This window comes from Klenkia terrae (assembly GCF_900491935.1).
Taxonomy (GTDB): Bacteria; Actinomycetota; Actinomycetes; order Mycobacteriales; family Geodermatophilaceae; genus Klenkia; species Klenkia terrae.
Genome location: NZ_UEXK01000004.1, coordinates 295,007 through 307,620 on the forward strand (window position 1 = coordinate 295,007; position 12,614 = coordinate 307,620).

The window sequence follows — 12,614 nt, forward strand, 5'->3', positions numbered from 1 at the left end:
ATCAGCTGCGGCTGCGACCGCGCTCGACGGAGTTGGCGCCGAACTCCTCGCCGCCCAGCGCGGCGATCTCGCGCTCGAGCTGCGGGACGGCGGTCTTGGCCTGAGCGAGCACCAGTTTCTCCCCCACCGCGCCGACGACGGCCTGCCGCCAGGCCGAGAAGAAGCCCACCGAGCGGGGCACGAAGACCCGCCGGCCCCGGTCCTCCAGGTTGCGCAGCAGCGCGTCGGCGCAGTCCGACACCGAGGTGTAGGAGCCCAGCGGCCCGGGGAGCCGGTCGAGGGTGGCCTTGAAGGTGGGCAGCGCGGCCTTGGTGTCGCGGACCATGTCGGTGTCGATCCACACCGGGTGCGCGCTGGCCACGGTCACCCCGCGGTGGGCCACCTCCAGCCGCAGCACGTCGCCGAAGCGCTCCAGCCCGGCCTTCGCCGCGCAGTAGGCGCTCAGCCCCGGCAGCACGGAGAAGGCGGCCGCCGAGGAGATCAGCAGCACGTGCCCCCCGCGCTTGGAGATCTCGGGCAGCGCAGCGTGCGCGGTGAACATGGCGCCGGTCAGGTTGACCTCGATGGTGCGGGCCAGCGCCCGGGCCGAGGCGGTGGCCACGGTGTTCATCGGCGCGATGCCGGCGTTGGCGACCACGACGTCCAGCCCGCCGAACACGTCGACCGCGCGGGCGACGGCGGCGGCCATCGCGTCGGCGTCGGTGACGTCGGCCTCCACCCACAGGTGCTCGGGGCCGAGCTCGGTGGCGACCTGGGCCAGCAGCTCGGGCTCGAGCCCCACCAGGGCCACCCGGGCGCCCTTCGCCGCGGCCTTGCGGGCCAGCTCGGCGCCGATGCCGCGGGCGGCGCCGGTGATCAGCACGGCCTGGCCGGCCAGCGAGCGGGGGGTGCGGTTCCTGCGGGCCATCGTCGGCTCCTCGTCGTCGAGTTCGCTGTTGAGCACTGCTCAACGTCTGTGTACCGTGTTGAGCGTTGCTCAGCAAGCCGTCAGCAGAGGAGCGATCGGTGACCAGCACGCTCGAGGAGTCCGTCCGCCCCACCGCACGTGAGGTGCACGTCGCCGTCGTCGGGTCCGGCTTCGCCGGCCTGGGCATGGCCATCCAGCTGCGCCGGCAGGGCATAGAGGACTTCGTCGTCCTCGAGCGGGGGGACGACGTCGGCGGCACCTGGCGGGACAACACGTACCCGGGCGCCGCCTGCGACGTGCAGAGCAACCTCTACTCGTTCTCCTTCGCGCCGAACCCCGACTGGCCGCGCACCTACTCCGAGCAGCCGGAGATCTTCGCCTACCTGCGCGACGTCGCCGACCGCTACGACGTGCGCGACCGGCACGTCTTCGGCGCCGAGGTCACCTCCGCCACCTGGGACGACGCCGCCCGCCGCTGGGAGGTGTCGACCACCGCCGGGGACTTCCGCGCCGCGGTGCTGGTCTCGGCCGCCGGCGCGCTGGCCGATCCGTCCTACCCCGACATCCCGGGCATCGACAGCTTCGCGGGCACGGTCATGCACTCCGCCCGCTGGGACCACGAGCACGACCTCACCGGTGACCGGGTGGCCGTGGTCGGCACCGGCGCCTCGGCCATCCAGGTCGTGCCGGCGATCCAGCCGGTCGCCGGCTCCGTGGCGGTCTACCAGCGCACCCCGCCGTGGGTCATCCCGCGCGGCGACCGGCCCACCACCGCGGCCGAGCGGGCGGTCTACCGGCGCTTCCCGGCCGTGCAGAAGGCCGTGCGCGGCGCGCTGTACGCCGGGCGGGAGTTCCTGGTGTTCGGGATGGCCAAGGACCGGCGGTTCCCGGCGCCGGTGCAGAAGCTGGCCCGCACGCACCTGGAGCGGCAGGTCCGCGACCCGCAGCTGCGGGCGCAGGTCACCCCGGACTACACGATCGGCTGCAAGCGGATCCTGATCAGCAACGACTGGTACCCGGCCATCTCCGCCCCCAACGCCGAGGTGGTCACCGCGGGGATCGCCGAGATCCGGCCCCACTCGGTGGTCACCCGGGACGGCGTCGAGCGGCCCACCGACACCCTGGTGCTGGCCACCGGCTTCCACGTCACCGACCTGCCGATCGCGCACCGGATCACCGGCCGCGACGGCCGCACCCTCGCCGAGGTCTGGGCCGACGGCATGGTCACCAACCGCGGCTCGGCCGTCGCCGGGTTCCCGAACCTGTTCCTGCTGGTCGGCCCCAACGTCGGGGTCGGGCACACCTCGATGGTCTACATGATCGAGTCCCAGGTGGCCTACGTCGGCCGAGCGCTGCAGGCGATGGCCACCGAGGGCCTGGCCACCCTGGAGACCACCCCGGCCGCGCAGGAGGCCTACCGGGAACTCATCGCCGAGCGCTCGCAGGGCACCGTCTGGCTGGGCGGGGGCTGCGGCTCCTGGTACCTGGACCGGCACGGCCACAACACCACGCTCTGGCCGGACTTCCCCTCCCTGTCCCGCCGGCTCACCCGCCCCCGCGACCGCGAGAACTCCGTCGGGACGCCGGCGCGCGAGCCCGCGGGGGGGGCCGCGTGCCCGGCCCCCCCGCCACGACCGTGCGGCACGCGGTGCACGCCGTCCCCACCCCGGACGGTGCACAGCTGCACGCGACCGTCGACGGGCCCGAGGACGCCCCGGTCACCGTCGTCCTGGCGCACGGCTGGACCCTGGCGCAGGCCTCCTGGGACGACGTCGCCGCGCTGCTGGCCCCCGACGTGGCCGCGGGCGACGTCCGGCTGGTCCGCTACGACCAGCGCGGCCACGGCCGGTCCACCTGGGGGGAGACCGACCCGGTCTCCATCGACCTGCTGGGCGAGGACCTGGCCGTCGTCCTGACGACCCTGGTGCCCCGCGGCCCGGTCGTGCTGGGTGGGCACTCGATGGGCGGCATGACGATCATGGCGCTGGCCGCGGCGCACCCGGAGGTCATCGGCGACCGGGTCCGCGGGGTCGCGCTGGTCGACACGTCGGCCGGCGAGCTGTCCCACCCGCCGCGCACCGCCGTCGAGCGGCTGCAGGAGCGCCTGCTCCCGGCCGTCGGCGCGTGGGCCGTCGCGCACTCCCGGCGCGTGGAGGGCTGGCGCCGGCTGGTCCCGCCGTCGAACCCCCGGCACCGGCGCGTCGTGCGCGGCATCCTCTACGGGAGCGACGCGACCGACGCGATGGTGGCCCGCGGCGCGGACATCATGGCCGCGTCGTCCGTGCGGTCCTTCGCCGCCTTCTACCCCGCCCTCGGTGCGCACGACAAGGCACAGGCGCTGGCCGAGCTGGGCACCGTCCCGGTGGAGATCCTGGTGGGCGAGGCGGACAAGCTCACCCCGGTGAAGCACTCCGGTCGGCTCGCCGAGGCCATCCCGACCGCGCACCTGCAGATCGTGCCCGGCTGCGGCCACATGCTCCCCCAGGAGCGGCCGGACCTGGTGACCGCCGCGATCCGCCGGCTGCTGCCGACGCCGTGACCGCGGCCCGGCGGTCGGCCGCGGACCGGCGGGCGCAGCTGGTCGAGATCGGCCTGGAGCTGCTGCCCACCACGCCCGTGCCCGAGCTGACCATCGACGAGGTGGCCCGGCGGGCGGGGATCAGCCGCAGCCTGCTCTTCCACTACTTCGCCACCAAGGCCGACTACATCGACGCCGTCACGCGGGCGGCGGCCGATCTGCTGTGCGACCACGTGCTCGGCGACGCCGGCACCGGGGCGCAGGCCGGCATGCTCGACCGGTTCGTGGAGTGGGTGGAGACCTACCGGGACAGCTACGTGGCGTTCGTCCGCGGCGCGGTCGGCGGCGACCCGGCGGCGGCCACTGTCTACACGCAGGCCCGCGAGCGCCTGGTCGACGGGACGCTGGCCGTCGTCGGGCTCCCCGACGACCCGCGGCACCGCCAGCTGGTGCGCTCCTGGTTCGCCTTCACCGAGGACCTGGTCATCGGCTGGACCGCCGAGCCGACCATGAGCCGCGACGACGTCCTCGCCCTGGCCGCCGACGTGCTGGACCGCATCACCGGTCGCTGACCGGCACCGTGCGCGGGCGACCTAGCCGGCGAGGCTGCTCGGCAGGCGGTCGGCGGCCTCGTGCGGCGGCGGCTGCAGCTTGCCGACGACCTCGACGGCGCTGGATCCGGTGGAGTCCATCGACTTCTTGACCTTGGCCCCGTACAGGTCGACGTACTCCTGGCCCGACAGCAGCATGATCTCGTACATGATCTCGTCGGTGATCGAGCGCTCGACGAACCGGTCGCCGCTCATGCCCTCGTAGCGGGAGAAGTCCAGCGGCTCCCCCACCACGACGTCCACCCGGGTGAGCTTCTTGCCCAGGAAGCGGAAGCTGCGGCCGGGGACCATCGCCACCGGCACCACCGGGCAGCCGGTCTCCAGCGTCATCCGGGCCACACCGGTCTTGCCCCGGAACAGCCGGCCGTCGGGCGAGCGGGTGCCTTCGGGGTAGATGCCCAGCACGTTGCCCTCGCGCAGGATGCGGATGCCGGTGGACAGCGCGGCCTCGGCGGCGTCGGCGCTGGTCCGGTCGATCGGCACCTGGCCGCTGCCGGCGAAGAACACCCGCTGCAGCGCGCCCTTGATGCCCGGCGCGGTGAAGTACTCGGCCTTCGCCAGGAAGGTCACCCGGCGCTTGAGCATCAGCGGCATGAAGATCCAGTCCGAGGCGGCCAGGTGGTTGCTCGCCAGCACCGCCGCGCCACGGCGCGGCACGTTCGACGCACCGGTCACCTGCGGACGGAACACCAGACGGACGATCGGCCCGATCGCGACGTTCTTGAGGAACCAGTAGAACAACACGCCTCCCTCAGCGACGCCCAGACTAGGGAGCGAGGGTGCCAGGTCACAATCGGGGGGCCGGACGACCCTCCCCCTGGACAACCGGCCGGGGGCCGACGAGGCTCCACACCGTGCACGGGAGGCCAGGATGAACGCTCGGCGCGGGCGTCGGGACAACGGCCTGCAGGCCGCGCTGTGGCATCCCCTCCGCGACGTCGACCCCCGGGTCGGCGAGCACCTGCTGGACGTGCTGCGCGAGGAGGGCATCGCCGCCTACCTGGCGCCCTCCACCGACGTCGGCCCCTACACCCGGACCCAGTTCCTGCCGTCGCCGCCCACCGACCGGCTCTTCGTCGACCGCGCCCGCCGGGCCGACGCCCGGACGCTGGTCGACACGCACGCCGACGAGCACCTGCCGGCCGCGCCGACCCCCCGCCGCCGGCGGACCGACCGGGCCGAGGACGACGCCGCCACCGACGCCGAGTTCGCCCGCATCGTCGCCGCCTGGGAGGCCGAGGAGGCCGCCACCGGGCCCACCGACCTGCCCGTCGAGCCGCCGGCCGACGCGTCTGCTCCCNGGGGGTCGTCACCGGGTGCCGGGCGGGCGAGCCCGCGCAGGGCCGTCGCCGCGGTGGACAGCAGGTCGGCCAGGGCGTCGGACAGGTCCGGCCGCTGGCCGCGGAGCACGGCCAGGGCGGTGCACAGCGGGCAGGTCCGGCACTCGGCGGAGTGGTCCTCGCCCAGCTCGGCGGTGACCGTGCCCAGGAACCCGTTCAGGCCCTCGGCCAGCCCGCGCAGCTGGTCGCCCAGGGCGGACGTCGGGTCGGTCACCGCGACGCCCCGGCCCGGACGTCCTCGGCGGCCAGCAGGTCGGCCGGCCACTGCGCGGGGTCGGTGACGAAGCGCACGGCGAGGGCGGCGGCCGGCGTCCCGGGGTCGCGCACCGAGGCCGAGGTGACCGCGCACCGGCGCAGCAACGAGTCCAGCGGCAGCGACCGGCGCACGCCGGCCACGCCGACCACCAGCTCGTCGCCCCACCGGGTCAGCTCGACCTCCCCGCGACCGGCGCCGGGCAGCGGGACGTCCAGCACCCAGCCGGTGCCCTCGCGCCGCGAGGAGGGCCCGGCCGGTGCCGCGGGCAGGTCCGGCAGACCGACGCCCAGCGCGGTCAGGGCGTCGACGTCGGCGGGCGGGCGGGGTGCCTCGGCGAGCTCCCCGACGGGGAAGCCGGTGCCGTGCAGCTCGGCGCGCACCTGGTCCTGGGCTGCGGCCCGCGCGGCCGCCCACTCCCCCGCGCCCCCGGGCAGCACCCGGGCGAGGGTGGCCGCGGCCAGCGGCCGGCCCAGCAGGCCGACCCCGGCGGCGGAGCCGCGCAGCGCCGGCAGCGCGCGCGGGTCCGGCGGCAGCACGAGGTGCACCTCGACGTCGGGCACCCGGTCCACCAGCGCCTCGGTGGCCGTCAGCGCCGCGAGGGCGGCCTCGAGCACGCCCGGGCGGCCCCGACCGGCCGCGGACCGGACGGCGGCCAGCACCCGCAGCCGCGGCGGGGCGAGCTGCGCGGACCACCAGCGCAGCGCGGCCGGCAGCCCGAGCAGGGCGGTCGCCCGGTCCACCGGTCCGGCGTCCACGACCAGCACGTCGGTGCCGCCGGCCGCGGCCACCCGGCCGAGCTCCACGAGCAGCGCGACCTCCCCGGCACCGGGGAGCGGCACCACCGACGAGGCCGGCGGCAGACCCAGCGCCGGGACCAGCGCGGCGAGCTGGTCGGCGTGGCCCGCCCACGCCGCCTCGACGGCCGGGCCGGGGGCCACCACCTGCACGGCGACCTCGTCGGCCAGCCCGGCCACGGCGGGCGCGCCGGCGGTCAGCAGCCGGGTCCGGTGCCCGGCCCGCGCGGCGGCCAGCGCGGTGGCCGCGGCGACGGTGGAGGAGCCGGCCCCACCGGGGCCGGTGACGAGGAGGGTGCGCACCGGCCGGTCAGGCCTCGACGCTCTTCTTGAGCTCCTTGAGCGCGGTGTCCAGGATGACCTTCTCCGCCTTGCGCTTGATCATGCCCAGCATCGGGATCGACAGGTCGATGCTGATCGCGTAGGTCACCTCGGTGCCGCCGCCGCTCTCGACCAGGGTGTAGCTGCCGTCCTGGCGCTTCTGCATCTGGCCCTGCACCAGGGTCCAGCTGACCCGCCGGTCGCCCTCCCAGGTGTAGGCCAGCACGTAGTCGTCCTTGACCGCACCGGCGTCGAGCACGAAGTGGACCTGCTCCGCCCGCCCGTCGGGGCCGGTGCGCAGGACCTCCACCGTCTTGGCGGCCGAGACCCACTCCGGGTACGCCGGGAAGTCGGCGATCACGGCCATCACGGCGGACGCCGGCGCGTCGATCACGATGGACTGGGTGGACTGGTCGGCCATGCGCGCAGGGTAGTCGCCGGGCCCCGCGGCCGTCCCCCGGTGCAGGTCACCTACTCACCAGTAGTGGGGCCCGCTAGATTGGTGGACCACGATCCCGCGTCCGCAGGCCGGCGACGAGGCTGGCCCCTCCGCGCGGGGAGGAGAGGACCGGCGTGCGCGAGCTGAGCGTTCCCCCCACCTACTCGGTGGGACCCGACGAGGCACTGCCCGACATGGTGGCGCTCAACGCCGCCGAGGCGGGGTCGCAGGTCGGCCTCCGCCGGCAGGTCGACGGCGCCTGGGTCGACGTGACCTACGCGGAGTTCGCCGAGCAGGTGCGCGCCGTGGCCAAGGGCCTGGTGGCCGGTGGGGTGCAGGCCGGTGACCGGGTCGGCCTGCTGGCCAAGACCCGCTACGAGTGGACGGTGCTGGACTTCGCGATCTGGACCGCCGGCGCCGTCGTCGTCCCGATCTACGAGACGTCCTCGGCCGACCAGATCGGCTGGATCCTGAGCGACTCCGGGGCCCGGGCGCTGGTGGTCGAGAGCTCCTCGCACGCCTCGGCCGTCGACTCCGTGCGCGACCAGGCGCCCGACCTGGGCCCGATGTGGGTGATCGACGACGACGCGGTCGGCACCCTGTCCGCGGCCGGCGACGAGGTCCCCGACAGCGAGCTCGAGGCCCGCCGCGCCAGCCTGTCCCCGGACAGCCTGGCGACCCTGATCTACACCAGCGGCACCACCGGCCGGCCCAAGGGCTGCGAGCTGACGCACGCGAACTTCCTGTTCGAGATCGGCAACGGGATGACCCTGCTCGGCCGGTTCATGAACATGGACGGGTCGTTGCTGCTGTTCATCCCCCTGGCCCACGTGCTGGCCCGGGTGCTGCAGGTCGGCGCCGTCCGCACCCGCACCGTCATCGGCCACACCCCGGACGTGAAGGACCTGGTGGGCGACCTCGGCCGCTTCCGGCCCACGTTCGTGCTCGCCGTCCCCCGGGTCTTCGAGAAGGTCTTCAACCAGGCCAAGGCCACCGCCGACGAGGGCGGCAAGGGCAAGATCTTCGACAAGGCCGCCCAGACGGCCATCGACTGGTCCCGCGCGCAGGACACCGGCGGTGCCTCGCTGCAGCTCAAGGCCCTGCACAAGCTGTTCGACGTCCTGGTCTACGGCAAGATCCGGGCCGCGCTGGGCGGCCGCTGCGTGGGTGCCATCTCCGGTGGCGCACCGCTGGGCGACCGCCTGGGCCACTTCTTCCGCGGTGTCGGCGTCACCGTCTACGAGGGCTACGGCCTCACCGAGACCACCGCCGCGGCCGCGGTCAACCACGACGCCGCGTTCAAGATGGGCACCGTCGGGCGGCCGCTGCCGGGCACCGACGCGGCCATCGCCGAGGACGGCGAGGTGCTGCTGCGCGGCGGGGTCGTCATGCGCGGGTACTGGAAGAACGAGAAGGCCACGGCCGAGGCCATCGACGCCGAGGGCTGGTTCCACACCGGCGACATCGGCGAGCTCGACAGCCAGGGCTTCCTGAAGATCACCGGGCGCAAGAAGGAGATCCTGGTGACCGCCGGCGGCAAGAACGTGGCCCCCGCGGTGCTGGAGGACTCGGTGCGCTCGCACGCGCTGGTCAGCCAGTGCATCGTGGTCGGCGACCAGAAGCCCTTCATCGCGGCGCTGATCACCCTCGACGAGGAGGCCCTGCCGGGCTGGCTGAAGGCGCACGGCAAGGACGCCTCGCTGACGGCCGAGCAGCTGCGCGACGACCCGGACGTGCTGGCCGAGCTCGACGCCGCGGTCACCCGGGCGAACAAGGCCGTGTCGCACGCGGAGTCCATCCGCAAGTTCCGGGTGCTCGGCATCGACTTCACCGAGGCCAACGGCACGCTGACCCCGAGCCTGAAGCTCAAGCGCAACGTGGTGATGAAGGAGTACGCCGACGAGGTCGAGGCGCTGTACGCGAAGGCCAGCGCCTAGGCGGACCCAGCCCCGTCGGGGTCGAGCAGCGCGGCGAACGAGGCGCCGATGGTGTCCCAGGACCAGCGCTGCTCGACCCACGCCCGGCCGGCCGCCCCCATGGCGGCCGCCCGGGCCGGGTCGTCGAGCAGGCCGGTGACCGCGGCGGCCACGGCGGTGGGTGACCGCGGGTCCACCACGTGGCCGGTGACGCCGTCCTGCACCGCCTCCGGGGCCCCGCCCGAGGTGCCGGCGACCACCGGGCGCCCGCACGCGGCCGCCTCCAGGTAGACCATCCCCAGGCCCTCCACGTCCAGCCCGGCGCGGCGGGTGCGGCAGGGCATGGCGAAGACGTCGCCGGCGGCGTAGTGCTCGGGCAGCGAGGCCGGCGGCACCGGACCGGTCAGCTGCACCGACGCCGACAGCCCCAGCTCGGTGACCCGGCTGCGCAGCCGGGCCTCGTCGGGTCCCCCGCCCACCAGCAGCAGGCGCGCAGCGGGGTGCCGGGCCAGCACCCGGGGCCAGCCCTCGACCAGGACGTCCTGACCCTTCCGCCGGACCAGCCGGGAGACGCAGACGACCACCGGGGCATCGCCCAGGCCGTACCGGTCGCGCACCGCGGCGCCGTCGGCACCGGGGTGGAAACGGGAGACGTCCACGCCCGGGGACAGCTGGCGCAGTGCGGTGCGGTCGCCCAGCGCCGGTGCCAGCCGGCCCCGGGTGAACTCGGAGATGTAGGTCAGCACGTCGACCCCGCCGGCGATGCGCTGCAGCAGCTGGCGGCCCACCGGCAGCGCCACCCACCCGGTCTCGTGGCCGTGGGTGATCCCGAGGCTGCGCCGCACGCCCGCCCGGTGCAGGCCGGGGGCCAGCAGGCCCAGCGGTGCGGCTGCGCCGAACACGACCGTCCCGGCCCGGTGCTCGCGCACGAGGCCGGCGGCCACCCGCGCGGTGCGCGGGGTGGGCAGCAGCATCGCCGTGGGCAGCCGCACCACCCGGTAGGGCAGGCCGGCGTCGTGCTCGGCCGCCCCCGGGGAGGTCGAGGCGAGCACCACCAGGTCCTCGGGCGGGAGCCGGTCGAGCAGGGCCGCGACGAAGGTCTGGATGCCGCCCTGCCGCGGCGGGAAGTCGTTGGTGACGACCAGGGTCCGGGTCAGCGCGACCACTCCTGGGCGGCGGCCACCCGCTGGGCGGTGGTGGGGTGCGACCCGAAGAACCACTGCCAGGCCGCCGGCGGGTCGGGCTGGTTCAGGTTGGCCACCGCCAGCCGGCGCATGACCGCGGCGAACGCGTCGGGGTCCTCGGCGAGGTCCAGGGAGTGCTGGTCGGCCCGGGCCTCGAGCTGACGGGACACCCCGTTCTGCACCGGCGTGGACAGCAGCGTGCCCACCGCGACCAGCAACAGGACCAGCGGGACGACCCGCGGGTCACCGGGGCCCTCCGCGCCGGCCCGCCGCAGCAGCGGTGCCGAGCCCAGCAGCCAGCCCAGCAGCGCCACCCCGGCCCCGGCGCCCAGCGCGCCGACGAGGGTGCCGGTCAGGACGTCGTCGGTGGCCACGTGGCCGAGCTCGTGCGCGGCGATCGACTCGATCTGGTCGTCGGGCAGCTGGTCGAGCAACGTGTCGTAGACGACGATCCGGCGGGTCGACCCGAACCCGGAGACGTAGGCGTTCAGCGCGGTGGTCCGCCGGCTGGCGTCGGCCACCAGGACGTCCTGCACCGGGGTCCCGTTGGCGGCCGCGAGGTCGAGCAGGTCGGTGCGCAGCGGGCCGGCCGGCAGGGAGGTGAAGTCGTTGAACGCCGGCTCGATGACCACCGGGTAGAGGAACGACCCGGCCACCACCAGCCCGGCCGCCCCGACGCCGACCCACGCCCACCAGGTCCGCGGGGCCCGCCGGGCCACCGCGACCAGCAGCACCAGCCCGAGGGCGGTCAGCCCCGCGGTGATGCCGGTGTCCACGGCCACGTCGCGGGCCCACAGCGGCCAGCTGCGGGTGGACAGCCCGAAGCGGTGCCGCACCACCTCGCCGTAGGCGGCCAGGGGCAGCGTCACCACCCGGCCCGCCGCGGTGAGGACGACGGTGCCCAGCACCACCTGCCAGAACCACCCCCCACCGAGCGGCCGGGCCACCGCGGTCACCCAGCGGGCGCCGGTGCGGGTGAGCCCCAGCACCCCGCTGACCACCAGGCCCAGCAGCAGGTTGGCGACCGACGCCGGGCGCAGGGCCGCGGCGAAGGAGTCCGCCCGGTCCAGCTGGTCGGTGGTCAGACCGCCGGTCGGGTCGCTGACCTGCGGGGTCGCCGCCCACGGGATCCGCAGCCACAGCACCACGACGAGGGCCAGACCGAGCGCGAGCGCCGTCAGCAGCGCGAGCCGACGGGGGGTCACCGGTACACCGTACGAGCCGGACCTTGGCCGCGGCCGCCGGCGGCTCAGAGCAGGCGGCGGGCCCCCGCGTAGCCGGACATGTCGACGCTGGACACCTTGACCACGTCACCGGACGTGGGCGCGTGCACCATCATCCCGTTGCCGAGGTAGATGCCGATGTGGCTGACCGGCGAGTAGAAGTAGACGAGGTCGCCGGCCTGCAGGTCGGCGCGGGAGACCGCGGACCCCATCCGGGCCTGGGCGGCGCTGGAGTGCGGCAGGGAGATGCCGGCCGCGGCGTAGGCGTAGGCGGTCAGGCCGGAGCAGTCGAAGCTGCCGGGCCCGCCGGCACCCCACACGTAGGGGTCCCCGCGCTGGGCCATCGCGGCGTCGACCACGGCCTGCGCGGCATCGCTGTCGGCGACCACGGCGGCCGGCGGGGTGACCTCGGGGCCGCTGGTGGCCTGGACGACCTCGGCCTGCTGCGCGGTGGTCAGCGCGGCGTACTGGGCCTGGTAGGTGGCGATCTGCTGCTGCAGCTCGGTCTGCTGGGCGGTGACCTGGTCGAGGGTCTGCTGCGCCTGGGCGCCGGCGGCGTCGGCCGCGGCCTGGGCGTCGGCGGCGACCTGCGCGGCGGCCGACACCTGGGTGAGCAGGTCGTCGGTGTGGCCGGCGATGACGTCCAGCGTGCTGACCTGGGCCAGGAAGTCCTCGGGCGAGCTGCTGGTCAGCAGCGCGGCGAAGCTGGAGGGGTTGCCGGTGTAGGCGCTGACGGCCACCTCGTCCATCTGCGCGCCCAGGCTCTGCAGCTGGGCCTGCGCAGCGGTGACGGAGTCCGCCGCTGCGGTCGCGGCGGCCTGCTGCTCGGCGAGCTGCACCTGGGCGTCGTTGACCTGCTCGGTGACCACCTCGAGCTGGTGGGTCGCGTCGGCCACCAGCTGGGTCGCCTCCGCGGGGCTGCCGGCCTGCGCGGGTGCGGCCACCGCCGCACCGGGCGCCAGGGCCAGCACCAGGCCGGCGGCACCGACCAGGACCAGCCCGCGGGCGGACCAGGCTCGGGCGGCCGTGGCCGGGGAGGGGTGGGACCAGGTGGGGACGACCACGATGCGCGAGTGCTCCTGCACCCCGGCCGAGACCACCCTGG

General features: G+C 75.3%; 10 protein-coding genes and 1 pseudogene. 4 read left to right on the plus strand and 7 right to left on the minus strand.

Going from position 1 to position 12,614, the window contains the following annotated elements:
• Window position 1: 1 nt before the first annotated feature.
• On the minus strand, window positions 2-907 hold the full coding sequence (locus LFA75_RS01640; RefSeq protein WP_225232036.1) for a short-chain dehydrogenase/reductase: 906 nt from the start codon (window positions 905-907) through the stop codon (window positions 2-4).
• A gap of 143 nt (window positions 908-1,050) precedes the next feature.
• Here LFA75_RS01640 and LFA75_RS01645 point away from each other — a divergent pair.
• The 3 genes and pseudogenes from LFA75_RS01645 to LFA75_RS01655 all read left to right on the plus strand — a co-directional run.
• Window positions 1,051-1,698, plus strand: a pseudogene (locus tag LFA75_RS01645) (flavin-containing monooxygenase); the annotation flags it as partial.
• An 857-nt stretch (window positions 1,699-2,555) separates the two neighbouring features.
• A complete protein-coding gene (locus tag LFA75_RS01650; RefSeq protein WP_225232037.1) occupies window positions 2,556-3,446 on the plus strand; it encodes an alpha/beta fold hydrolase in 891 nt (296 codons plus the stop codon).
• On the plus strand, window positions 3,443-3,997 hold the full coding sequence (locus tag LFA75_RS01655) for a TetR/AcrR family transcriptional regulator (RefSeq protein ID WP_225232038.1): 555 nt from the start codon (window positions 3,443-3,445) through the stop codon (window positions 3,995-3,997). Before LFA75_RS01650 ends, LFA75_RS01655 begins: the two co-directional genes overlap by 4 nt.
• A gap of 21 nt (window positions 3,998-4,018) precedes the next feature.
• Here the strand turns inward: LFA75_RS01655 and LFA75_RS01660 are convergent, their stop codons facing one another.
• The 3 genes from LFA75_RS01660 to LFA75_RS01670 form a co-directional block, all read right to left on the minus strand.
• Window positions 4,019-4,780, minus strand: a complete 762-nt coding sequence (locus tag LFA75_RS01660; protein ID WP_225232039.1) for a lysophospholipid acyltransferase family protein — start codon at window positions 4,778-4,780, stop codon at window positions 4,019-4,021.
• An 806-nt stretch (window positions 4,781-5,586) separates the two neighbouring features.
• Complete coding sequence (locus LFA75_RS01665) at window positions 5,587-6,729, minus strand: ArsA family ATPase (RefSeq protein ID WP_225232040.1); 1,143 nt, start codon at window positions 6,727-6,729, stop codon at window positions 5,587-5,589.
• A 7-nt stretch (window positions 6,730-6,736) separates the two neighbouring features.
• Entirely contained in the window at window positions 6,737-7,168 is a 432-nt protein-coding gene (locus LFA75_RS01670; protein WP_225232041.1) for an SRPBCC family protein, read from the minus strand.
• Window positions 7,169-7,320: 152 nt separating this feature from the next.
• Here LFA75_RS01670 and LFA75_RS01675 point away from each other — a divergent pair, with 152 nt between their 5' ends.
• Entirely contained in the window at window positions 7,321-9,123 is a 1,803-nt protein-coding gene (locus tag LFA75_RS01675) for an AMP-dependent synthetase/ligase (protein ID WP_225232042.1), read from the plus strand.
• Here LFA75_RS01675 and LFA75_RS01680 read toward each other — a convergent pair.
• From LFA75_RS01680 to LFA75_RS01690, 3 genes are read right to left on the minus strand one after another with little or no spacing between them, the layout of a single operon-like run.
• Complete coding sequence (locus LFA75_RS01680) at window positions 9,120-10,268, minus strand: glycosyltransferase family 4 protein (protein ID WP_318249952.1); 1,149 nt, start codon at window positions 10,266-10,268, stop codon at window positions 9,120-9,122. The two genes, LFA75_RS01675 and LFA75_RS01680, sit on opposite strands and share 4 nt — an antisense overlap.
• Window positions 10,256-11,491: a M48 family metallopeptidase gene (locus tag LFA75_RS01685; protein ID WP_225232043.1), complete on the minus strand. Its 1,236-nt coding sequence runs from the start codon at window positions 11,489-11,491 to the stop codon at window positions 10,256-10,258. Before LFA75_RS01685 ends, LFA75_RS01680 begins: the two co-directional genes overlap by 13 nt.
• Before the next feature lie 44 nt (window positions 11,492-11,535).
• Window positions 11,536-12,594, minus strand: coding sequence for a C40 family peptidase (locus LFA75_RS01690; protein ID WP_225232044.1), 1,059 nt, complete (start codon window positions 12,592-12,594; stop codon window positions 11,536-11,538).
• Window positions 12,595-12,614 lie beyond the last annotated feature (20 nt).

Excerpts from the sequence above, each read along its gene's own strand:
- LFA75_RS01640 (WP_225232036.1), bottom strand. The coding sequence starts at position 907 with ATGGCCCGCAGGAACCGCACCCCCCGCTCGCTGGCCGGCCAGGCCGTG.
- LFA75_RS01670 (WP_225232041.1), bottom strand. The coding sequence starts at position 7,168 with ATGGCCGACCAGTCCACCCAGTCCATCGTGATCGACGCGCCGGCGTCC.